This window comes from Jutongia sp. SJQ-6, assembly GCF_054161275.1.
In genome coordinates, this window is sequence record NZ_CP195314.1 from 2,315,846 (window position 1) to 2,339,269 (window position 23,424).

Genomic DNA, 23,424 nt, shown 5'->3' on the forward strand with positions numbered 1-23,424 from the left:
ACTACACGAGATTTTTTGCGCTCTTTGGTGGACTTTTTCAGAAGAATAAATTATAATAGCATAATGAGAGGTTATTAAAAAATGAGTAAGAAAGAGAAGAAAATTTTGCGTAGTTTTATGATGATCACGCAGATCAGTATTACAATGCTCGTGCCGATCTTTATTAGCGGTTGGCTGGGCACTTGGCTGAATCGTCTGTTTGGTACACAGATCATATTTCCGTTCATGTTGTTGTTAGGAATCGGGGCTGCGTTCAAAAATGTATATATATTAACCAAGTCCTTTTATGAGGCTGACATGAAGAAAGAGCATGAGCAGCTTGATTATATGAAAGGACTCACCGAGAAGCGGGAGGAAGCAGCGGGAGAGCATGAAACAGGTAAAACAGGTACTAAAGGAATTGATGATTAGTTCTATTCTGTGGACAGCCATTGTTACGCTGCTTTTTGTAATTATCAGTCGAGGCAGAGTTTCGATGTTATTTGGAGGGCTGTTAGGTGGTGCGGCGGCATTAGTTCTTTTGTGGCATATGTTTCGCCACCTGGACATTGCGCTTGATATGGATCCGGCGCATGCATCCAGACATGCGCAGCTTGCATCGCTGCAGAGATTGGTGATTATGGCGGTTACGCTGGCGGTATGCATGATATTTTATGAATATGTACATCCGATTCCGGCGATACTGACGTTGTTTGGAGTCAAGGTCAGTGCATTATCGTATCCGAAAATGCACCCGCATTATGAAAAATTATTTAAAAAATAGATATGTATTGCAGATATTCTGTTGTTTTATTTTATAGGAGATTGCGGTTGTGCGGTGCAATGTATCGTGAAACGTTGATTTTCGCTTTGTAATGAAATGGTAAACAAGAGATATTTGCCTGTATATATAATTTATTCTATAGAAAGGGAAGGTGAGAATGTGGGAAGTGGCGTCTTTTGTATGCCGTTTGATTCCTTTGCAAACAATGTGTTTTTGGCAAAGGGAAATGAGCAGCAGGTAGACTTTTTTATCCATGGATATACGAAATTCAAGTTTTTCGGTTCAGATGTGTATCTGACTACGACGCATATATCCATGATCATTGTAATCGCTGCACTGCTTATTTTTGCTGTTTTTGCAAATCGTGCGATTCGTAAGGCGACTCCGGATCAGGTGCCGGGACCGTTTCTAAATGTGGTCGAGCTGATCGTAGAATCGCTGGATGGCATGGTGGCAGGTTCCATGGGCGCGAGCAAGGCACCGAAGTTTCGTAACTATGTTGGCGCTTTGTTTTTATTTATTTTGGCGTGCAACTTGTCCGGTTTGCTGGGGCTTCGACCGCCGACAGCAGATTACGGTGTCACATTTCCGTTGGCGATCATTACTTGGGTGATGATTCAATACAACGGTTTTAAGTACCAGAAATTCGGTAAGATTAAGGGATTGTTTGAACCGATCTTTCTGTTCTTTCCAATGAACTTGATCAGTGAATTTTCCACACCGGTTTCTATGTCTCTCCGTTTGTTCGGTAATATTTTATCCGGAACGGTTATGACGGGATTGATCTACGGATTATTGCCAAAGGTTTTGACATTAATCTGGCCGGCTGCATTGCACATTTATTTGGATGTATTTTCCGGTGCGATTCAGACGTATGTATTTTGTATGTTGACGATGTGCTTTGTCTCGGATGCGATTGGGGATCAGGCATAAACAAAAAAGTGAAGAAGTGCGGATAGGCACTTTAGAAATGGAGGATTATTATGAATATTGATAACGATGGATTGGTTTTGATGGGTTCTGCTATTGGTGCAGGTCTTGCGGTTATTGCCGGTATCGGACCTGGTGTAGGACAGGGTATTGCTGCCGGTTACGGTGCTTCTGCAGTAGGACGTAATCCGGGTGCGAAAGGTGACGTTATGTCAACAATGCTTCTTGGACAGGCAGTAGCAGAGACAACAGGTTTGTATGGTCTGGTAGTTGCTTTGATCCTGTTATTCGCGAACCCACTTTACGCAAAGCTTCATTAATCAATGCAAGTGCCGGCAGCCGGTACTATTTTTCGATGGAAAAATGACCGGAAGATGGCGTAAGCATTTGGTGGAAGACTCTAGCGGAAAGGAGGCACTAACGTGAGCGGAGTAATTCAGGTTGCACTGAGCAGTGGACTAGGCGATTATATTTTTGGTTTAGATCCACAGTTATTAGTAGACTCAGCGATTACCATATTAGCAATGTTTTTTGTATTTTTGCTTCTGTCCTATCTGTTGTTTAATCCGGCGAGAAATCTGATGGAGAAGCGGCAGGAAGGCATTCGTGAGCAGATGGAAACGGCAGCGCGCGAGAAGCAGGATGCAATTCAATTCAAAGCAGAATATGATGAAAAAATAAAAAATGTGCAAAAAGAGACGGATGAGATCCTGAGCGAAGCGCGTAAAAAGGCACTCAAGAAAGAAAGTGTCATGTTAGAAGAAGCGAGGGAAGAAGCCGCACAGATCGTTGCCCGTGCAAATCGAGAAGTTGAACTGGAGAAGAGCAAGGTCAAGGATGAAATGAAACAGGAAATCATTAATGTCGCAACGGCAATGGCTGGTAAAATCGTTGCATCTTCTTTGGACGAAAGCAAACAGTCACAGTTGCTTGCAGACACTTTGGAAGAGATGGGTGATGAGACATGGCTAAGTTAGTATCAAAGACATACGGCGAAGCCTTGTTTGAGGTTGCCGTGGAAGAGGGAACGATTGATTCCACTCTGGAGGAAGTGCAGATCGTGCTTGATGTGATCGAAGCGAATGAGCAGTACATCAAGCTGCTGACACATCCAAAGCTTCCGGTTGAGCAGAAAGTCTCACTGGTAGAGCAGGTGTTTGCTGGCAAAGCATCCGATACGCTGACAGGATTCATGGTCACTATCGTTGAAAAAGGACGTTTTTCGGAAATCGAAAAGATTTTGACGTATTTCATTGATAAGGTTCGTGAATACAAAAAGATCGGCGTAGCATATGTGATATCGGCTGTCGAACTGTCTAAGGATGAGAAGCAGGAGATCGTGCAGAAATTATTGAACACGACATCTTATGTGGAGTTCATCATGAACTATTCTGTGGATGCATCCCTGATCGGTGGCGTGGTGATCCGTATCGGAGACAGAGTGGTAGACAGCAGTATCAGATCAAAGCTGAATCGAATGGCAAAAGAGTTGTCGCAGGTTCAGTTGACGAATTAGAATAAACAGAAAGAAGGTGCGAGTGTATCATGAATTTGAGACCTGAGGAAATCAGCTCAGTCATTAAAGAGCAGATTAAAAACTACAGTACCAAATTTGAAGTAGCAGATATAGGTACTGTAATACAGGTTGCCGACGGAATTGCCCGTATTCATGGCTTAGAGAAAGCGATGCAGGGTGAACTGTTGGAATTTCCTAATGAGATATATGGCATGGTATTGAACTTGGAAGAAGATAACGTAGGTGCGGTTCTTTTGGGTGATCATAAAAACATCAATGAAGGCGACACCGTAAAGACGACAGGTCATGTTGTTGAGGTGCCGGTTGGAGATGCCATGCTCGGACGTGTAGTGAATGCGCTGGGACAGCCGATTGATGGCAAAGGACCGATCAAAACTGATAAGTCCAGACAGATCGAGCGTGTGGCATCCGGTGTTATCGCACGTAAATCCGTAGACACACCGCTTCAGACAGGTATTAAGGCGATTGACTCCATGGTACCGATCGGAAGAGGACAGCGTGAGTTGATCATTGGTGACCGCCAGACCGGTAAAACCGCGATCGCGATCGACACGATCATTAATCAGAAAGGACAGGGCGTAAAATGTATTTACGTAGCGATCGGACAGAAAGCGTCAACGATTGCCAACCTTGTGAAAAAATTAGAAGAATATGGAGCGATGGATTATACCACGATCGTTGCAGCAACAGCGAGTGAGTTAGCACCGCTTCAGTATATTGCACCATATTCCGGATGTGCAATTGGTGAGGAATGGATGGAGAACGGCGAAGATGTATTGGTTGTGTATGATGACTTAACCAAACATGCTGCGGCATATCGTACACTTTCCTTGCTGCTTAAGCGTCCGCCAGGACGTGAGGCATTCCCTGGAGATGTATTCTATCTGCATTCCAGATTGTTGGAGCGTGCAGCGAGATTGTCAGATAAGCTGGGCGGTGGTTCATTGACGGCATTGCCGATCATTGAGACGCAGGCAGGCGATGTATCCGCTTATATTCCAACAAATGTTATTTCTATCACAGATGGACAGATTTATTTGGAAACAGAGATGTTTAATGCTGGTTTCCGACCTGCAGTCAATGCCGGTTTGTCAGTATCTCGTGTAGGAGGTTCTGCACAGATCAAAGCGATGAAGAAGATTTCCGGACCAATCCGTATCGAGCTTGCGCAGTATCGTGAGCTGGCGGCATTTTCACAGTTTAGTTCGGATCTCGATCCTGAGACGAAGGAGCAGTTGGCACAGGGCGAGCGTATTCGTGAGATCCTGAAACAGGATCAGTACAAGCCGATGCCGGTTGAAAATCAGGTTATCATTATCTATGCGGCGACCAAGAAGTACTTGATCGATGTAGAAGTAGATGACATTATGGACTTTGAAAAAGGATTGTTTGAGTATATCGATACGAAATATCCGGAAGTTCCTGCTTCTATTCGCGAGGACAAAGAGATCAAGGAAGACACAGAGAAGAAACTGATCCAGGCAATCGAGGAGTTTAAAGCAGAGTTTGAAAAATAGTTTCGAGGGGAGGTAAGAGACAATGGCGTCAATGAGAGATATCAAACGGCGTAAAGAAAGTGTCCAAAGTACCGGACAGATTACCAAAGCGATGAAACTTGTTTCCTCTGTCAAGCTGCAGAAAGCAAAAGTCGGTGCAGAAGTATCAAAACCTTATTTTGATGCGATGTATGAGGCTGTGGCAGCGATGATCGCCAAGTCCGGGGAAATGTCCCATCCGTTTTTGCAAAAAAGCCGGTCTGACAAAAAAGCAGTGATCCTGATCACATCGAACCGCGGATTGGCAGGTGGTTACAACTCGAATGCAGTGAAACTGTTGACGAAAGACGAACGTTTTACTACGGAAAACACAGTGGTCTATGCAGTTGGTACAAAGGGTCGTGACAGCGTGGAGCGTGAGGGTTACACCATAGCCGGAGATTATTCGGAGGCGATCAACGAACCATTATATGCAGATGCATCGGAGATTGGCAAAGAAGTTTTGAGCAAGTTTACGATGGGGGAGATCGGAGAGATTTATCTGATCTATACGATCTTTAAGAACACGATGGTACAGATCCCTACGATGATGAAACTGCTTCCGATCGACGCATCCGATATTACAGCAGATGCGGAGGATGTAGAAGAGAACCCGATCGATCGCATCACGTTGATGAATTATGAGCCGGCACCGGAAGAAGCATTAAATGCGATTATTCCAAAGTACGTGAACAGCCTGATCTTTGGCGGACTTGTGGAGTCACATGCCAGTGAAAACGGTGCACGTATGCAGGCAATGGATTCGGCAACGAGTAATGCGGAAGAGATGATCAGTGACTTGTCGCTAAAATATAATAGAGCCCGTCAGGCATCTATTACACAGGAATTGACGGAGATTATCGCAGGAGCATCCGCGATTTCATAGCAAATAAAAAGGAGAAAATAAATGGCAGAATTAAATGTTGGTAAGCTGACGCAGATCGTCAGTGCCGTTATCGATATTAAATTCCCGGAGGGCAAACTGCCGGAGATCAACGAGGCAATTAATGTTCCGTTGAAAGATGGTGGAAAGCTCGTAGTGGAAGTGGCACAGCATTTGGGTGATGACACAGTTCGTTGTATTGCCATGGGACCAACCGACGGTTTGGTTCGCGGTATGGAAGCACATGCAACGGGCGCACCGATTTCTGTACCGGTAGGCGAAGCTACATTGGGACGTATCTTTAATGTGTTAGGTGAGCCAATTGATGAAAAACCGGCACCGGAAGGGGTGAGATATGACCCGATCCACAGAAAAGCGCCGGCATTCGATGAGCAGTCGACAGAAACAGAGATTTTGGAAACCGGAATCAAGGTCGTTGATCTGCTTTGCCCTTACCAGAAAGGTGGTAAGATTGGTTTGTTCGGTGGCGCCGGAGTAGGTAAAACTGTATTGATCCAGGAGTTGATCACAAATATCGCGCAGGAGCACGGTGGATATTCCGTATTTACCGGTGTAGGTGAGCGTACTCGTGAAGGAAATGACTTGTATTATGAAATGATCGAGTCAGGTGTTATTGATAAAACGACGATGGTATTCGGTCAGATGAACGAGCCACCTGGAGCGCGTATGCGAGTAGGTCTTACAGGACTTACCATGGCAGAGAATTTCCGTGATCGTTCCGGAAAAGATGTTTTATTGTTTATTGATAATATTTTCCGTTTCACACAGGCTGGATCAGAGGTATCTGCGTTGCTTGGACGTATGCCAAGTGCCGTAGGTTATCAGCCAACGCTGCAGACGGAGATGGGTGCATTGCAGGAGAGGATCACCTCAACGAAAACAGGATCTATCACATCAGTACAGGCGGTTTATGTGCCGGCGGACGATTTGACTGATCCGGCTCCGGCAAATACATTCGCACATTTGGACGCAACAACTGTACTTTCACGTGCGATTTCCGAGCTTGGTATTTATCCGGCAGTAGATCCGTTGGAGTCAACATCACGTATCCTCGATCCGCATATTGTCGGTGAGGAACACTATAAAGTGGCTCGTGGCGTGCAGGAGATTTTGCAGAAATACAAGGAATTGCAGGATATTATCGCAATTCTTGGTATGGACGAGTTGTCAGAAGAAGACAAGATCGTTGTAAATAGAGCGCGTAAAGTGCAGCGTTTCCTGTCGCAGCCGTTCCATGTAGCAGAGCAGTTTACAGGCCTGCCGGGACAGTACGTACCGGTTAGTGAGACGATTCGTGGATTCCAAGAGATTTTAGATGGTAAGCACGATGATATTCCGGAGAGCTATTTCTTGAATGCCGGAAATATTGACGAGGTAGTGGCCAGAATGGCTTCCAAATAAGAAAGGAGGGTCATATGGCAGACAAAACATTTACTTTGCAGATCATATCTCCGACCCGAATCTTTTTTGACGAGGAAGTGGACATGGTTGAAATGCGGACAACAGAAGGTGAGATCGGTGTGCTGGCGGGACATATTCCACTTACGGCAATTGTTGAACCGGGTGTTGTCAAGATCCATCAGGAAGGCAAAGTACGTGAGGCGGCTTTGCTGGATGGATTTGTGGAAATTCGCGGCAATAAGGTTACGGTGCTTGCGGAAGCCTGTGAGTGGCCGGATGAGATCGATGTGCACCGAGCAGAAGAGGCAAAGCTCCGCGCAGAACGTCGTATCGGAAGCGGTGAGAAACAGGTAGACATGGTACGCGCAGAATTAGCACTCAAAAAGGCACTGACGAGAATTAATCTTGTCAGCACGCTAGATAAATAATGCAGTGCGATGCAATGCTCGTGCCTGAACAATGCATAGTGAACGCAGAGTAGGTTAATACGATAAGCAGTTTTGGTATTCTCATTCGAGAATATCAAAACTGTTTTTTGCATTATAGGAAACTTTCCATACCGGAAGTTTGAGTTGCTTATCAAGGGGGTCCCAAAAGTGGCAGAAATGTGTCAGATGTAAATTCGTACAAACCGCATAAATACTGTACGAAAACGGTTGAGAAATAGAGAAGAATATCATATAATAAAAGGTAACATAGAAATGAAAATTAATGTCGTACAATCGGCATGGAAAAGAGGAGCGTATGAAAAAAAGAAGACAGCCATGGGCGCGTGTATTAGCATTAGCACTAGCTGCCGCAATGATAATGCCACAGAGCATGGATGCTGCGGCTGCCGCCAAGAAGAAGGTGAAGCTAAACAAAACGAAAGTTGTTTTAAAAGTTGGTAAAAAGACTACGTTAAAGCTAAAGAACAACAAGAAAAAAGTAAAATGGTCCAGCAATAAAAAGAAGGTAGCGACCGTTACGAAAAAAGGTGTTGTCAAGGCAAAGAAAAAGGGAACTGCTAAGATCACTGCTAAAGTTGGCAAGAAAAAATATGTCTGCAAAGTAACGGTAAAAGCAGCTGCCACTAAAAAAAGCAATAAAAATACAAACCGTAAGAATAACAGTTCGAAAACGAATGGCGGTACACAGAAGGTGACCGGTACACCGGGTAAGAATGTAGCACTAAATGGGGATATCTTTCAGATTGGAGGACGCAATCTGACACTTGGTATGACATTGGCACAGGTGCACACGGTATTGGGTTCACTTTCGACGGATATATTGCGTTCGGAAAAATCTCCACAGGGATTTGATGTCCTTGCATTCCGACCAAACGGTAACAACTCCAGCGTTTCGCGCGATGACAAATTTAGTACATATATTTTGCTGTATCTGAAAAGCGGCAAGGTCGTAGGTATTTGTGGTATCAGTAAATCAATGGCATATGGTTCTTTAGTAAAAGCAGGAACCGGTGCAGCTGCTTTAGAATCGTCAAGTGCTTGGTCATCGGTAGACTGGTATGAAACAAGAGGAGATGTAGTTGGAGCAGGAGCCTATTCCACAGAGACTTCCAATGCGAATGTGCTGGCGTTTGTAGATTATTATGGAACCCAGACGACTTACTGTATACAGGCGTTTGATAAAGCCTATTCTATTGATGGAATGACCAATCTTTCCAGTCAGGATGCGTCATGTACGTACAGCGATGCAGTGGTAAAGGCGATGGCAACAGAGAGTGGCGAGCTGATCAATGCATATCTCACTTTTTATGGAATGCGTTCCCTTGCAATCAATTCAAAATTAAGTGGTGTGGCACAAAGCTACAGTAACACGATGGCAAAAGCCGGTGCAACAGATGCGACAGACATGACCAGAAGCAGTTCTGAGATTAAATCGGCGATCGTCGGCGCAGGTTTACAGTGCGGACAGTGGGGTGAGCGAATTATGGCCAACAATATGGATGCCATTGGTTTTGCAAATTCTGCTGTGCAGAGTCAGGCGGCAAGAGCGCAGCTTTGCGATGAAGAGGGACTTGGCGTTATGGGGCTTGGAAGTGCAGCATATTTTGAAAATGGTGACGATGTGTTTTACACATATTTGGTCATTGACTTGGTAGATTATGTGAGAGTGGCATTTTAGAGTAGCTGGGATGAAATCTGTGATTTTAATGTTGTGCCTGTGGCGAATGCAAAAACTGACAAGCCAGTGGGCAGAGAAAGGAATGTGGAAATAGCATGAAAAAAGAGAGAAAGAAATGGATGAGCCTTGTGCTTGCCGGAGCGTTAGTGATCACATCGGTGTTTGTACCGGGGCAGCAGACTGATGCCAAGGCAAAGGTCAAGCTAAACAAGAAAAAGCTTGTATTGACTGTTGGTAAAAAGGCTAAATTGAAGGTGAAAGGGACCAAAAAGAAAGTAAAGTGGTCTTCTTCGAAGAAAAAAATTGCGACAGTAACTAAGAAGGGTGTTGTCAAAGCAAAGAAAAAAGGAACGGCTAAAATTGTTGCCAAAATCGGCAAAAAGAAGTATACCTGTAAAGTTGTTGTCAAGGCAAAGAAAAAGGCGAAAGTTACGTCTAAGCCAAAAGCTGTGGCAAAAGTAACTGCTAAGCCAAAAGCTACGGCGAAAGTAACTGCTAATCCGGGAACTTTACCAAGCAAGAATCCACAGGTATCCGACAATCCTTCGCAGACAACGCAACCTTCGGAAGAGGGAGACCCAACGACAGCGAAGATTATTTTGAATGATAATGTCGCAACGACGTGGAATGCATACCACAGACCGTTGAAGGATGTAACAGTAACCGAAGCGGCAACGATCCGAATTGGTTACACAGATATTTTTGACGGCTCTTTGTATTATACGAATACTTACGGTAGAGAGATGTCTTTGGATGAACTGAAAAGTCACGAAGGAGAAGAGTTTGGACAAGGTTTTTGGAAAAATCATCCTAGAAATGATCAGTCTTTTACTTTGCAGACAGGTACGGTAAATACGATTTATGTGCGTTTGGTTGATAATATGACAGAAACCGTATATTATTTGAATTCGGATAAGATCATAGTACAGGGAGCGGCACAGAAGACACCGGAGCCATCTGCAAGTGCAGCACCAAGTGCGACACCAACGAGTGGCACTACCAGTACTCCGACGCCGGCACCAACGAATGCGCCAACCGGTACCCCAACGTCAGCTCCAAGCAAAACACCGTCAGTGACGCCAACAGCAGCACCAAGTAAAACACCGTCAGTGACGCCAACAGCAGCACCAAGTTCATCAGGACTGACGGTAGGAAACAGACAGCTTTCGGTTGGAATGACAAAGACAGCGTTTAATAATGCACTGGCAAGTAAGTCGACTGACGTGAAACGTGAAGAAAAATCTCCACAGGGATTTGATGTGATTGCATTTCGTGAGAATGGCAATAATTCCAGCCTGAGCGGCAACCAATATGATCAGAAATATAGCACTTATATTTTGGCGTATTTGTCAAATGATGAAGTGATCGGAATTACAGCAATTGCGCCGGGAATGTCTTATGCAGGCGAGGTATCTTATGGAACGCCGGCGAGTACATTAGCATCGAATGGCTGGACCAGCGTTGACTGGTATTTGGCAGGCAGTGCAGCCGGTGCATATACAAAGACGATCAAGGGAACGGAAGTTATCGCATTTGTGGATGCACTCGGAAGCAACCAGGTATATTGTATTCAGGCATTTAGCGACAGCTTTTTGGTGGATGATATGACAAATGTCAGTGAAACGACATTGCAGTTAAATTATCCGGCAGAGGTGCAGACCGCAATGGCAACCGAAAGCGGAGAACTTTTGAATGCATATTTGGTAAATCAGGGACAAAGCGCATTCCGTATTAATACGAAGCTTAGCGCAGCAGCCAAATCTTATAGCAGCGAGATTGTTTCAGCAGGAATTATTGATGCAAGTGATGCATCAAGATCCAGTAGTGATATTAGATCGTCGATCCGTGCCGCAGGGATAGCACCTGGCGCATGGGGAGAGCGTGTTTTGATCGGCAACATGGATGCTATCGGATTTGCTAACAGTATGATCGAGAGCAGTGGTGCCAGAGCATTATTATGGAGTGGAGATTACGCTGTTATGGGCCTGGGTGCCGGTGCATATAATGACGGAACAGTGTATTATCCAAACCTTGTTATTGATCTTATCGATAAGGTAAAATTAATTTAAGTAAAAGAGGATGACATCATGGGTAAAGAAGTAAAAACCAATGCGATGAGAATGTTGGATCGGCAAAAGATTCCGTATGAGTTGATGAATTATGAATGTGAAGAATTTGTTGACGGAATGGATGTCGCTGACAAACTTGGGCAGGATTACGAAATGACATTTAAGACTTTAGTTACATTGGGCAAGAGCGGCAACTATTATGTATATGCAATACCGGTGCATCGTGAGCTTGATATGAAAAAGGCGGCACGTGCAGTTGGTGAAAAGCATGTGGAAATGGTGCCGGTCAAAGAGATCAACAAAGTGACCGGTTATATTCGCGGAGGATGTACTCCGATCGGTATGAAAAAGCAGTATACAACAGTGATTCATGAGAGTGCAAAACAGCAGGACAAGATTGCTGTGAGCGGAGGAAGAAGAGGCGTACAGATTCTTCTGCAGCCGGAGGATTTAGCGAAGGCATCCGGGGCGACTTTTGCGGATATTATTAAAGAAGAGTGAGGTATTAAATGTAACTGTTGACAGATAGTTGGAGGAAGGAGAAAGAAGTGAAAAAGAAATCATGCACAAGAGCTTGGTGCGGCGTGCTGGCGGCGGCATTAGTGGTAACTTCCACATCATCGGTTATGCTCGCCGAGGCAGCAAAGGCGCCAAAGCTCAACAAAAAAACGATAACTTTGCGCGCCGGGGCCAAAAAACAGCTCAAAGTGAAAAATTTAAAGAAAAAGCAGAAGGTAAAGTGGAAATCCAGTAAGAAAAAAATAGCGACAGTCAGTAAAAAAGGACTGGTAAGGGCGAAAAGGATAGGAATAACAAAAATTGTTGCAAAAGTAGGCAAAAAGAAATTGGTTTGTCACGTTCGAGTATTGCCGAAAAAGATAGTTATTAGGAGACCAAAACCAATGCCTGTTGCCACTCCGGTGCGGGTAGTGACACCGAAGCCAACCGCAATAGTACAACCATCAGAGACGACCAATGTTAGTCCGACTATGGATGTGACGGCAAAACCGACTATAGCTCCAACGGTGAAACCAACGATGGTGCCGACAGTGAAACCAACGACAGCGCCGACTGCAACGCCAACGGCGAGTCCAAGCAGCGCACCGACAGCAACGCCAACGAAAATGCCAAGTGCAGCGCCACTGCCGACACCTGCACGGACAACAACTCCGAGCCCGAGTGCCGCACCAATAGTGAAGCCAACAGCGAGTCCAAGCACTGCACCGACAGCAACGCCAACGGCGAGTCCAAGCAGCGCACCGACAGCAACGCCAACGAAAATGCCAAGTGCAGCGCCACTGCCGACACCTGCACGGACAACAACTCCGAGCCCGAGTGCCGCACCAATAGTGAAGCCAACAGCGAGTCCAAGCACTGCACCGACAACAAAACCAACAGCAACACCAACGCAGACGGCGAAGCCAAGTGCCACACCGACAGCAACGCCAACGGCAACACCAACGCAGACGGCGAAGCCAAGTGCCACACCGACCGCGACACCAACGCAGACGGCGAAGCCAAGTGCAAGTCCGACAGTGACACCGGCACCAACACCAAGTGCAGCACCGCAACCAAGTGCCACACCGACCGCAACGCCAACGCCAACACCAACGCAGACGGCGAAGCCAAGTGCAAGTCCGACAGTGACACCGGCACCAACACCAAGTGCAGCACCGCAACCAAGTGCCACACCGACCGCAACGCCAACAGTAAAACCAACGGTAAAACCGACAGCGACACCAACGGTAAAACCGACAGCGACACCAACGGTAAAACCGACAGCGACACCAACGGTAAAACCGACAGCAACACCAACGGTAAAACCGACAGCGACACCAACGGTAAAACCGACAGCGACACCAACGGCAAAACCGACCGCGACACCAACGGTAAAACCAACAGCAACACCAACGGTAAAACCGACAGCAACGCCAACGGTAAAACCGACAGCAACACCAACGGTAAAACCGACAGCAACACCAACGGTAAAACCGACAGCAACGCCAACGGCAAAACCGACCGCGACACCAACGGTAAAACCAACAGCAACGCCAACGGTAAAACCGACAGCAACGCCAACGGCAAAACCAACAGCAACACCAACGGTAAAACCGACGGCAACGCCAACGGTAAAACCGACAGCAACACCAACGGTAAAACCGACCGCGACACCAACAGTAAAACCGACAGCAACACCATCCGGGAATGCAGGACAAAATGTTAACCTGAATGGAAAAAAAGCGTTTACGATTGCTGGTTACCAACTTGCTTTGGGATTGACCAGAGATGAAGTAAACACGGTACTTGGATCATTAAAAACAGATGTTAAACGTACCGCAAAATCGCCACAGGGCTTTGATGTTATTGCATTCCGTGCCGGTGGTAATGATACTGATAAGAGTTTTGATGAAAAATACAGCACATATATTTTGATCTACCTGAAGGATGATATTGTAGTTGGTATTAGCGGTAATGCGTCATCAATGAATTTTGATGGAACAGTGTCTTATGGAACATCTGCAGCTACGTTGGTTTCTAATGGATGGGTTGATGTAGACTGGTACAAAACAACAGCCGGCAATGCGGCAGCATACAGTAAGGATGTCGACAATGCAACGATCATTGCATTTGCGGACGCTTATGGAGATGACAAGGTATACAGCATTCAGATCTTCAACAATGCATATTCGATCGCAGATATGACGAAGTGTAGAGAGACAACGCTGCCAATGAATTATTCTGCGGACGTGTTGACAGAAATGGAAACAGAGACCTTCGAAATCTTAAATGCATATTTGGTCAACACCGGAGTACGTGCTGTGGATGACAAAGCGTTACGCAAAAACACAAAGGTTTCCAATGTGGCACGTGCGTATAGCAAAGAGCTCGCAGATGAGGGATGTATCGATGCGGCTAATGTTGGAAGGAATCCAGAACTGAGCAAGGCAGCATTGGAGAACGCAGGACTATCATTCAATAATTGGGGCGAACGTATTATGATCGGTAATATGGATGCCATCGGATTCGCAAATAGCGTTATCGAAAGCAACGATGCACGTAACACGCTGATCAGTGCAAATTACGCAATCTGTGGTATCGGAGCAAGCGTCTACACAGAGAGTGCAGGTAAGGCTGTTTACTATCCTAATATGGTAATTGATTTTGTAGACAGGGTATCCGCGCTGTAATCCGTTTTCGAATCAAAAGAAGCTATGATCTGTCAGTGACTATTTGTCAAAATACTGCAGAAAAATACGGAAATAATATGTAAAAAAAGGCAATAAAATGTAAAATTTTATTGCCTTTTTTGATAAAATATGTTATTATAAGTCTACGAAAATGTTTTAGTAAGAATAAAAATGCGATTGAGCAATTATCGCAGATTATTCATTGAACTACATTGGAAATGACTACAGAAGACATTTTCAAAATCCGTCCATATGCAGGAGGCAGACAAAAAAGGTGAGGGCTGTCGCTGCGTATGCCCGGTATATATGAGCGCATGTATACATAAGGTGGTAGGAGTACATAAGTATTAACACAACGGATAGTCTATATTATTCGTTGTACTGGGTGGGAGCAGATTGAAACATACAGTGCGTGAAGAGAAGCAATCCGAAAGGGTTGCTTTTTTCATTATAAGCTCTGTAAGGAGTAATAAAGCCCTGCAACGTCAAATAAAGCTATCCAAAGCCGAATAAAGTTCTGTAAAGAGTTTTCCACGCAAGACATCAGGAGCTCTTTTGACACCTTGGAAATATAATGGTAATATGACAATGCAAAATTATCTGTTCAAACGACAGAAGTTTGAGTTAAGTAGTGAGGATCCGAGGTAAGAGTAAATGGAGGACAAGCATGATTAATATAGGGAAAAAATGTTTAGCTGCGTTATTGGCGGCATCCATGGTATTTGGGGTAACCGGCTGTGGCAAGCAGAAAAAAGCGAAGAAACCATATGTGCAGTCAACAGCAGAAGTTAAGAACGGTACTGCTAAGGCAGAAGGAAAAGGTAAGCAGCAGTCAGAGGTTCCGCTGATTATTGGCTGTGGCAGACTTGATAAAAATTTCAATCCGTTTTTGGCACAGGCTGCGTCTGATGAACAGGTCATGAATTTGACGCAGACCAAACTGTTTGACACGGATCGCGCCGGTCGGCTGGTGGAAAAGGGGATTGATGGAGAGCTTCGTGAATACAACGATGAGAACTATACGTATTATGGAATTGCGGATATTAAAAAGGCACGACGTACCAAAGCGAACTATACGGTATATCGTATTACGATCCGAGATGATCTTCTGTTTAGTGACGGCCAGCCGATCACTATTGACGATGTGATTTTTTCGCTTTATGCATTTTGTGACAATGATTATGACGGCAATGTGCAGCTAAAAAGCAGTAATATCCGTGGGCTGCTGAATTATCAGGCAAATAATGCTCGGGCAGAATCGTATACGGACAAGCAGGTGAAAAAGTATATTCGTAAGAAGCCGGCAGCACTGCAGAAATGGATGCAGAAGCATAGCAGCGATGAGAGCGGGTATGAAAGTGCGCTCGAAAGGCAGGCGCGTTATTTGATGGCGAAGCAGGCAAAGAAAAAAACGAGGGTAAACAGTATCGAAGGAATCAAACGCCTTAATGATTACGAATTGCGTATTTATACAACAGGCTATGACAGCAGATTTGAGGAAAAGCTGCAGATTCCGATCTGCCCGCTGCATTATTATGGAGATACAACAAAATATAGTTATAACGCAAATAAGTTTGGATTTAAGAGAGGAGATCTCTCTGCAATTCGCGCTAATAAGAGTTCACCGGTTGGAGCCGGAGCGTATCGATTTGTGAAATATGACAGTGGAATTGCATATTTCATGGCGAATGAGCTGTATTATCAAGGCTGCCCAAAAATCACGTACGTGCAGCTAAAGGATCTCACAAAACTGTTTAAGGATGAGGATCTGACCGGAGCGAAACTTGCCGAGGAGATGAAAGGACAAACAGTAGATGTGGCATCTTTGGCTTTGACTCAGTCTGACCTTGAGGCAATTGGTGAAATCAACGGAAATGGGAAAATGTCCGGCAATGAGATCAACATCTGTCAAAGTGCCAATGCATCATATGCATATTGGGGTCTCAATCCATACCGGGTATGCATAAATAATGAGCCGTTTAGTGAGCAATCAGCGGCTTTACGGCATGCGATCGCCATGGTAGTTAGCGCATGTCGGGGAGTGCAGATGGAAACAGAAGGTGCAAAACTTACCAGTGTAAATGCACAGGCGGCAAAGGATTCGTGGTTGTCTCCGGAGCAGCCAAATGAGGATAAACTTTGCTATGCAGAGACGCCGGATGGCAAAGAGCAGATCTATAAGACAGATGATGCGGTTGATCAAAAGCGGGAAGAGGCACAGCAGACTGCACTTAAATGGTTGGAAAAAGCGGGATATACAGTAGAGGATGGCAAAGTAACTGCAGCTCCTGCGGGTGCAAAGACGTTGTTTTCAATGGAATTAGCCGGTGGAACGGATACAGTCGGATATCAGCTGGCCACGGCGGTTGCGAGTGATCTGCAAGGGATTGGCATTACAATACAAATTCATACTACAACAGTAGATAAATTGAATAAGAAAGTCGCAAATCTTCGCCGCGGAAATGTATTTGCCAAGAAATCCTCAATAGCATTGTGGTACGCCGAGGAAGAGATGAGCAGCAATCCGGATCTTGCAGAGAGATTTGCATTTTTGGAAAATGCAGAGCTGATGAAAGCGATCAACAAGTCCGATCAAACCATAAACAAGGAAAAGCAGAAAAAATGGACACAAAAAGCGTTTGACGAGATTTATGCAATGATAGTGGAAGTGCCTGTTCACCAAAAGAGTACAACAATGTTATATAGCAGCAGCCGTATCCGTTCGAAGTCTATGACAAAAAATACGACAATGTTCTATAGCTGGATGCGAGAAATTCAAAATATAGATATGAAGGCAGAAAATTAGGATTTTGTGATGGAAATAGTGCTTGTCGATGTGACTATAAGGAGGGAATGGATGGATTTAAAAGTAGGCGATGTTATCAAAATGAAGAAATCACATCCGTGCGGAACAAATGCGTGGGAGCTTAGACGTGTAGGGATGGATATCCGCATTCGCTGCACCGGATGCGGCCATCAGATAATGCTTCCGCGGAAGCAGGTAGAAAAGGCGTTCCGAGGATTTGTATCCCGGAGTGGCCAATAAGCAGAAAAAAAGTTGTTGCAGAGGTTGTAAAGTTCTGATATAATAGAGAAATGTGACATGTTAATTTTTCCTTGTTCTTTCCAGTGGGGCATGTGTTTTGAAAGACACCGATTCCGAAAGTCACAGAGTCGCAGCCGGGAAAGAGCCAGAGACCAAAAGGAGGTACAGACGACTATGAACAAATATGAGTTAGCGTTAGTTGTCGATGCTAAGATCGAGGAAGATGCAAGAGTAGCAACTGTCGAGAAGGCAAAGGATTATGTAACCAAATTCGGCGGTACTATCACAGAGGTTGAAGAGTGGGGCAAGAAGAAACTTGCTTACGAGATTCAGCACATGAAAGAGGGCTACTACTACTTCATCAAGTTTGATGGCGAGGCAACTGTTCCGGGCGAGTTGGAGCAGGTTGTTCGAATCATGGACAATGTTCTGAGATACTTATGCGTTAGACAGGAAGCATAAGAAAGGAAGGTGTTTCCTTCATGAATAAGGTTATTTTATGTGGTAGATTGACCAGAGATCCTGAAGTTCGTTATTCTTCAGGAGAGAATCAGACAGCGGTTGCAAGATATACACTTGCGGTAGACCGTCGTTTTAAACGCCAGGGAGATGAGCAGACTGCAGATTTCATTAACTGTGTGGTTTTTGGCAGAGGGGCCGAGTTTGCAGAGAATTATCTTCATCAGGGCACTAAGATCATAGCTGAGGGTCGCATTCAGACAGGAAGCTATACCAACAAAGATGGACAACGTGTCTATACTACAGATGTTGTAGTGGAAAATCAGGAATTTGCGGAGAGCAAAGCAGCATCTGCAAATAATGCCGGCGGTTATCAGCAGGCAGCGCCATCCAGACCAGAGCCGACACAGGCTGCAGGCGACGGATTTATGAATATTCCGGATGCCATTGAAGAGGAATTACCATTCAAGGTGTGATGGACTGATAGACACAAATTATTAAGGAGGTTTCGTAATGGCATACAATAAAGGCGATAACAATGCTTCAAGAAGAAGACCAATGCGTAGAAGAAAAAAAGTTTGTGCTTTCTGTGCAGACAAAGAGCATGATTATATCGACTACAAGGATGTAAATAAGTTAAAGAGATATGTCTCCGAGAGAGGCAAGATTCTTCCAAGAAGAATTACAGGTAACTGTGCAAAGCATCAGCGTGCGTTAACAGTTGCAGTTAAGCGTGCACGTCACGTAGCAATTATGCCTTATACAACTGATTAATTTTGGTTGGTTTATAGGAGCGATCATTATGAGCTTCTGCGATATGCAGAAGCTCTTTTTTTCTGATTTTTTGACCGCAATATCTATGAGCGGTGCGCCGCATCTCTTGCACGATAGTTGGAAGTATGCTAAGATAAAATATACGCAAATATGTATGTTTAGGGACATTATGAAGATGTGTACTAATGATAATATATGTCTTGCAATTTAAAGGAGCAGCCGCAAATGAACCAAAAGACGAATAATAGAATGCAGATGTTGACTGCGATGGCAATTTTTATTGCAGCAGTATTTATCTGGGGGATTGTCCAGTGGCAAGCAACAGGTGTAAAAGAGCCAGCTGTACAGAAAGCACTGGCAACACAGAAAAAAGTGAATAACGTGTCCGATAAAAAGGTGAATATAGAGGCGTTAACAAAGATACTGCTTCAGGACATAAAATACGAAACGAAGCTTAATTTAATGGATGATAGCGTTGTGGAGGGAATCGTATCGTTGCAGAAAGATTCCAAAGCAGCTTTATATATGGGAGAAGGAACATATTCCGATGAAGTGCTGGTGGTCACCGCTTCCTCAGAAGAGAAAGCTAAGAAAGATCAGGGAGCAGTAGAACAACATCTCAAAGAGATGAAGCATTCCTTTGAAGACTATATTCCGAAACAGGCAGATAAGATTGAAAATGCGGTTATCATACGATGCGGAAAGTATGTTGTTGCTTGCGTTACAGATGACTATGAGACCGCCCAAAATAAGATCGTGGATGCATTCGAGGCGGATAAATAGTATATACGGAAGAGGTTAGGTATGGGAAGGTTTAGGCAAGGGAAGATAATTGGTTTGGCGGTGGCAGTATGCTTGATTGTTATTTGCGGAGTCCTGTTATGGCGGGCAAAGCCTCACAAGACAGAAGAAACTCTGGTTATTTCTCATGCGCTTAAGGAAGATAAAGGTTCTAATACAACACATAAAAAACAGGCTGAGAAGAACAGACAGACTCCGACAGCGATGCCGACAGCAACGCCGACAGCAACACCACAGGGTGGATATGCAGAAATTACGTCACATGACAAAATGAAGATATATGAGGACACGGCAACTGTTGTGATTGGAGATACCGGCTATGAACTTTATAACTATGTGCCATCCATTGCGTCTTCTTATGCAAAAGCAATTAATAAAGCGGCCAAACTGTATGGTTCTTCTGCAACAATTTATGACATCATTATCCCAACGAGTGTAGGAATCACCATGCCGGACAATAAATTAGCACATGTTAATTCAACACCGCAGGACAAGGCAATCAAGAAAATCTTTGCAAAGCTGGAAAAATCCGTGCAGACGATATCGTTGTATGATGCATTGATGCAGCACCGACAGGAGTATGTTTATTATCGTACAGATCATCACTGGACGTCCAAAGGGGCGTATTATGGATATGTGGGAATTTGCGAGAAACTTGGCATTTCACCACATGCGTTATCAGAATATGAGAAGAAGAAATTTGGAAGTTTTATTGGTACATATTATGGTGACACCAATGGCGATAAAAATTTTCGCAAAGATGAGCTGGCAGCTTATTACCCGGTGAGCGATAAGATCAGCATGAAATATCAGAACGAATCCGGCAAAATAGTGAATGGACATGTTATTGCGGACTCGTCGAAATATGGAATCAGCAACAAATATTTGGCATTTTTGGAGGGAGATAATGCGTATACGGTGATCACCAATAAGAACATCAAGGATTCTTCCAGTTGTGTTGTGGTGAAAGAATCGTTTGGAAATGCACTTGTACCATATTTGACCGATCATTTTTCCAAAATATATGTCATTGACTATCGTTATTGGAATGGGAAGTTATCACATTTGGTAAAAGACAAAAAGATACAGAAAATCTTTTTTATCAACAACATTTCCATGACGCGCAATTCGTATCTGGTTGGTAAACTTAATCAACAGATTCGCTGATCTTTGTATGGTAACAAGGCAGAAGAGAGGATAACTATGGTATTTAGCAGTGTTGTGTTTTTGTTTTTATTTTTGCCGGCAGTGATCGCATTGTATATTATTTGTCCGGCAAAATTGCGTAATGGACTGCTATTTGCAGTTAGCTTGTTCTTTTATGCATGGGGCGAGCCGGTATATATATGGATCATGTTATTTTCTACGGTATTTGATTATACCAATGGTTTATTGTTGGAATATTTTTTGGCGAATAAAGAGCGTTTTGTCAATTATCAAAAATATAGAAAGATTGTATTAACCGTATCTGTTGTAGGGAATCTTGGGATTCTCTGCTTTTTTAAGTACACGGAATTTTTGTTGACTTCATTGAGGGATCTGACGGGGACAGACATACATATATGGAAGCTTGCACTGCCAATTGGAATATCGTTTTACACATTTCAAACTATGTCTTACACAATTGACGTGTATCGGCAGAAAGTGAAAGCGCAGCATAACCTGATCGCATTTGGAATGTATGTCAGTATGTTTCCGCAGTTGATCGCAGGGCCGATCGTGCGGTATGCATCGGTGGAGCAGCAGATGAACGATCGTGTACTGGTTCCGGCAAAAATGGCAGCAGGTCTGCAGCGTTTTATTATCGGACTGGGCAAAAAGGTTTTGCTTGCAAATCAAATCGGTGCATTGTGGACAGAAATATCGACGCAGAAGACCGGGACGGTATTAGGGGCATGGCTTGGGGCCATTGCGTTTATGTTTCAAATATATTTTGATTTTTCGGGTTATTCGGATATGGCAATTGGACTGGGGCATATTTTCGGATTTACATTTCCGGAAAACTTTAAATATCCGTATATTTCAAAAAGTATTACGGAGTTTTGGCGTCGCTGGCATATAACGCTTAGCACATGGTTCCGTGAATATTTGTATATTCCGCTAGGGGGAAATCGACGGGGCAGAACCAGACAGATATGGAATTTGTTTGTAGTTTGGAGCCTGACCGGGCTTTGGCACGGGGCGTCTTGGAACTTTGTATTGTGGGGCATTTATTATTTTATTTTGCTTACCATAGAAAAAATATTTTTAGGAGAAAAATTGGAACAATTGCCGGGATGGCTGCAGCATGGTTATACCTGCCTGGGCGTTTTATTTGGCTGGGTGATCTTTGCCAATGAGAATATTGCGGATCTGGGACGTTATTTTCTTACGATGTTTGGTGCGAACGGAGCATTGTACAACCAGACAGCTATATATCAATGGTATACCCACATCCCTCTTTTGATCGTATTGATCATTGGGTCAACAAAACTGCCTAAACAGCTGCTTCGTAAGGGCTGGACACGGCTGAAGCTTATAGATGCGATCTCGTCCCATCAGGAACAGATACGATTTGTGGCGGCAAGTATATTTACGGTGTTGGTGTTGTATTGCAGTGTGGCATTTTTGGTAAGCGGATCGTATAATCCGTTTTTGTACTTCAGATTTTGAAAGTAGCATTGATCGCAGAGCAAAATCTCATGTTTTGTGAGCGGTCCTTTGCCGTGGAACGTCTGCGGAATGGAGGATTAGAATGAAACGTCACTGGTATATGATATATTTTGGGCTGATCATAGGAGGCCTGTTTACACTTGGCATAACCATGTTTATCAGACCGGCAAAACATTTTTCGGAAAACGAAAATCGTGTTTTGCAGCAGATCCCCACATTTTCACTTAATAGTTTCGTGCAGGGACAATATCAGGAAAAATTAGAGAAAGGCGCAGATGACCAATTTCCCGGGAGAGATGGGCTTACGGCAACCGCATCTATATGCAAACGTATGATGGGGCAGAAGGATATTGGAGACACCTATTTGGGAAAAGATCATTATTATCTAGCCAAAAAGACCGAAGATTCTATAGATATGTTTCGCTATATGGAAAATCTGCGATATGTGGAATATGTGGGTAGTCAGAGAGCGTCAAAATCCACGCTGCTTCTTGTACCTGACGCCGGAACGATATTGGCAGACAAGTTGCCTGCACAGGCACCGTTTTATCAGGCTGCGGCGCTGTATCGTGCTGCCGGTTCGGTATGCAAGCAGACTACATTTGTAGACATTCGACAGGCAATGAATGAACAGAAAAAGTCGGAACAATTGTATTACCGCACAGATCATCACTGGACCTTGGCAGGAGCTTATGTGGGTTATCAGCAGCTTTGCCAGCCGTTACACTTGACAAAACAGCCCTATGAGCATTTCAAGCCTAAGATGGTCAGCAAAAACTTTTTGGGAACATTACATTCCCGTGTGCTTGGTGCAGATGCCAAAGCAGATACGATCTATGCGGCGGATCATTTACCGGAGATCTCTTCGGTGGTGTGCGATGGCAAAGAAAAGCATACGATCTATGATGCCCGTAGATGTAGTACGAAGGATAAATATGCGTACTTTTTTGGCGGAAATTATGGGGAAGTGACGATCAAGATGTCAGAACAAAACCACACAGGAAAGAATCTGATCGTGTTTAAGGATTCTTTTGCCAACTGTCTGGTGCCTTTTTTGTTAGAACAATATGATCAGGTAACTATGATCGACTTACGGTATTACCGAAAATCTGTAATAAACATTCTACAGCAGAAGAAAGATGCGGAAATCTTATTTTTGTATGAAATGAGCAATTTTGCAGAAGATAATAATATATGGAAACTTACAAAATAGAAGAGTTGTACGAAAATCATATGTA

24 protein-coding genes and 1 pseudogene are annotated in these 23,424 nt (G+C 44.1%); 24 read left to right on the forward strand and 1 reads right to left on the reverse strand.

What is annotated here, in order from left to right; all coding sequences use genetic code 11:
- Positions 1 to 81: 81 nt before the first annotated feature.
- From ACSAJE_RS10535 to ACSAJE_RS10600, 14 genes and pseudogenes are all read left to right on the forward strand, one after another.
- The gene (locus ACSAJE_RS10535; RefSeq protein ID WP_022024202.1) at positions 82 to 411 is read left to right on the forward strand and encodes an AtpZ/AtpI family protein; all 330 of its coding nucleotides are present in this window, start codon (positions 82 to 84) and stop codon (positions 409 to 411) included.
- Positions 371 to 763 carry an ATP synthase subunit I gene (locus ACSAJE_RS10540; protein ID WP_458009020.1) on the forward strand — a complete coding sequence of 131 codons (393 nt, stop codon included), beginning with the start codon at positions 371 to 373 and terminating at the stop codon, positions 761 to 763. Before ACSAJE_RS10535 ends, ACSAJE_RS10540 begins: the two co-directional genes overlap by 41 nt.
- 180 nt (positions 764 to 943) lie before the next feature.
- On the forward strand, positions 944 to 1,696 hold the full coding sequence (atpB, locus tag ACSAJE_RS10545) for a F0F1 ATP synthase subunit A (protein WP_458010068.1): 753 nt from the start codon (positions 944 to 946) through the stop codon (positions 1,694 to 1,696).
- 50 nt (positions 1,697 to 1,746) lie between these two features.
- Positions 1,747 to 2,013 carry an ATP synthase F0 subunit C gene (gene atpE, locus ACSAJE_RS10550; RefSeq protein WP_022024205.1) on the forward strand — a complete coding sequence of 89 codons (267 nt, stop codon included), beginning with the start codon at positions 1,747 to 1,749 and terminating at the stop codon, positions 2,011 to 2,013.
- A gap of 102 nt (positions 2,014 to 2,115) precedes the next feature.
- Positions 2,116 to 2,670, forward strand: a complete 555-nt coding sequence (gene atpF, locus ACSAJE_RS10555) for a F0F1 ATP synthase subunit B (RefSeq protein ID WP_022024206.1) — start codon at positions 2,116 to 2,118, stop codon at positions 2,668 to 2,670.
- Positions 2,658 to 3,209, forward strand: coding sequence for an ATP synthase F1 subunit delta (atpH, locus tag ACSAJE_RS10560; protein WP_022024207.1), 552 nt, complete (start codon positions 2,658 to 2,660; stop codon positions 3,207 to 3,209). The genes atpF and atpH overlap by 13 nt, the downstream gene beginning before the upstream one ends.
- Before the next feature lie 29 nt (positions 3,210 to 3,238).
- On the forward strand, positions 3,239 to 4,747 hold the full coding sequence (gene atpA / locus ACSAJE_RS10565) for a F0F1 ATP synthase subunit alpha (RefSeq protein ID WP_118506965.1): 1,509 nt from the start codon (positions 3,239 to 3,241) through the stop codon (positions 4,745 to 4,747).
- 22 nt (positions 4,748 to 4,769) lie between these two features.
- A complete protein-coding gene (atpG, locus tag ACSAJE_RS10570) occupies positions 4,770 to 5,651 on the forward strand; it encodes an ATP synthase F1 subunit gamma (RefSeq protein WP_458009021.1) in 882 nt (293 codons plus the stop codon).
- Positions 5,652 to 5,672: 21 nt separating this feature from the next.
- Entirely contained in the window at positions 5,673 to 7,070 is a 1,398-nt protein-coding gene (gene atpD, locus ACSAJE_RS10575) for a F0F1 ATP synthase subunit beta (protein WP_118691155.1), read from the forward strand.
- A 14-nt stretch (positions 7,071 to 7,084) separates the two neighbouring features.
- Complete coding sequence (atpC, locus tag ACSAJE_RS10580; RefSeq protein WP_458009022.1) at positions 7,085 to 7,498, forward strand: ATP synthase F1 subunit epsilon; 414 nt, start codon at positions 7,085 to 7,087, stop codon at positions 7,496 to 7,498.
- 316 nt (positions 7,499 to 7,814) lie between these two features.
- Positions 7,815 to 9,197 carry a CAP domain-containing protein gene (locus ACSAJE_RS10585; RefSeq protein WP_458009023.1) on the forward strand — a complete coding sequence of 461 codons (1,383 nt, stop codon included), beginning with the start codon at positions 7,815 to 7,817 and terminating at the stop codon, positions 9,195 to 9,197.
- Positions 9,198 to 9,292: 95 nt separating this feature from the next.
- A complete protein-coding gene (locus ACSAJE_RS10590; protein WP_458009024.1) occupies positions 9,293 to 11,266 on the forward strand; it encodes an Ig-like domain-containing protein in 1,974 nt (657 codons plus the stop codon).
- An 18-nt stretch (positions 11,267 to 11,284) separates the two neighbouring features.
- Complete coding sequence (gene ybaK / locus ACSAJE_RS10595; RefSeq protein ID WP_118506961.1) at positions 11,285 to 11,767, forward strand: Cys-tRNA(Pro) deacylase; 483 nt, start codon at positions 11,285 to 11,287, stop codon at positions 11,765 to 11,767.
- Positions 11,768 to 11,892: 125 nt separating this feature from the next.
- A pseudogene (locus tag ACSAJE_RS10600) lies at positions 11,893 to 12,054 on the forward strand (Ig-like domain-containing protein); the annotation flags it as partial.
- Positions 12,055 to 12,119: 65 nt separating this feature from the next.
- Here ACSAJE_RS10600 and ACSAJE_RS10605 read toward each other — a convergent pair.
- Positions 12,120 to 12,956, reverse strand: a complete 837-nt coding sequence (locus ACSAJE_RS10605) for a hypothetical protein (protein ID WP_458010079.1) — start codon at positions 12,954 to 12,956, stop codon at positions 12,120 to 12,122.
- Between ACSAJE_RS10605 and ACSAJE_RS10610 the strand changes: the two genes are divergently transcribed.
- The 10 genes from ACSAJE_RS10610 (at position 12,910) to ACSAJE_RS10655 (ending at position 23,399) form a co-directional block, all read left to right on the forward strand.
- Positions 12,910 to 14,454 carry a hypothetical protein gene (locus ACSAJE_RS10610; RefSeq protein WP_458010080.1) on the forward strand — a complete coding sequence of 515 codons (1,545 nt, stop codon included), beginning with the start codon at positions 12,910 to 12,912 and terminating at the stop codon, positions 14,452 to 14,454. The genes ACSAJE_RS10605 and ACSAJE_RS10610 overlap by 47 nt on opposite strands.
- 667 nt (positions 14,455 to 15,121) lie before the next feature.
- Positions 15,122 to 17,260 carry an ABC transporter substrate-binding protein gene (locus ACSAJE_RS10615; protein WP_458009025.1) on the forward strand — a complete coding sequence of 713 codons (2,139 nt, stop codon included), beginning with the start codon at positions 15,122 to 15,124 and terminating at the stop codon, positions 17,258 to 17,260.
- A gap of 51 nt (positions 17,261 to 17,311) precedes the next feature.
- Entirely contained in the window at positions 17,312 to 17,500 is a 189-nt protein-coding gene (locus ACSAJE_RS10620; protein WP_118506957.1) for a DUF951 domain-containing protein, read from the forward strand.
- Between the two features lie 174 nt (positions 17,501 to 17,674).
- Complete coding sequence (gene rpsF, locus ACSAJE_RS10625) at positions 17,675 to 17,962, forward strand: 30S ribosomal protein S6 (protein ID WP_022025083.1); 288 nt, start codon at positions 17,675 to 17,677, stop codon at positions 17,960 to 17,962.
- 20 nt (positions 17,963 to 17,982) lie between these two features.
- Positions 17,983 to 18,435 (forward strand): single-stranded DNA-binding protein, encoded by a 453-nt coding sequence (locus ACSAJE_RS10630; RefSeq protein WP_022025084.1) that lies wholly within the window; start codon positions 17,983 to 17,985, stop codon positions 18,433 to 18,435.
- Positions 18,436 to 18,472: 37 nt separating this feature from the next.
- A complete protein-coding gene (rpsR, locus tag ACSAJE_RS10635; protein WP_022025085.1) occupies positions 18,473 to 18,733 on the forward strand; it encodes a 30S ribosomal protein S18 in 261 nt (86 codons plus the stop codon).
- A gap of 225 nt (positions 18,734 to 18,958) precedes the next feature.
- The gene (locus ACSAJE_RS10640; RefSeq protein ID WP_182434138.1) at positions 18,959 to 19,516 is read left to right on the forward strand and encodes a DUF4358 domain-containing protein; all 558 of its coding nucleotides are present in this window, start codon (positions 18,959 to 18,961) and stop codon (positions 19,514 to 19,516) included.
- 21 nt (positions 19,517 to 19,537) lie between these two features.
- On the forward strand, positions 19,538 to 20,701 hold the full coding sequence (locus ACSAJE_RS10645; protein ID WP_022025087.1) for a DHHW family protein: 1,164 nt from the start codon (positions 19,538 to 19,540) through the stop codon (positions 20,699 to 20,701).
- A 36-nt stretch (positions 20,702 to 20,737) separates the two neighbouring features.
- Positions 20,738 to 22,186: an MBOAT family O-acyltransferase gene (locus ACSAJE_RS10650; RefSeq protein ID WP_458009026.1), complete on the forward strand. Its 1,449-nt coding sequence runs from the start codon at positions 20,738 to 20,740 to the stop codon at positions 22,184 to 22,186.
- An 82-nt stretch (positions 22,187 to 22,268) separates the two neighbouring features.
- A complete protein-coding gene (locus tag ACSAJE_RS10655) occupies positions 22,269 to 23,399 on the forward strand; it encodes a DHHW family protein (protein ID WP_022025089.1) in 1,131 nt (376 codons plus the stop codon).
- Positions 23,400 to 23,424 lie beyond the last annotated feature (25 nt).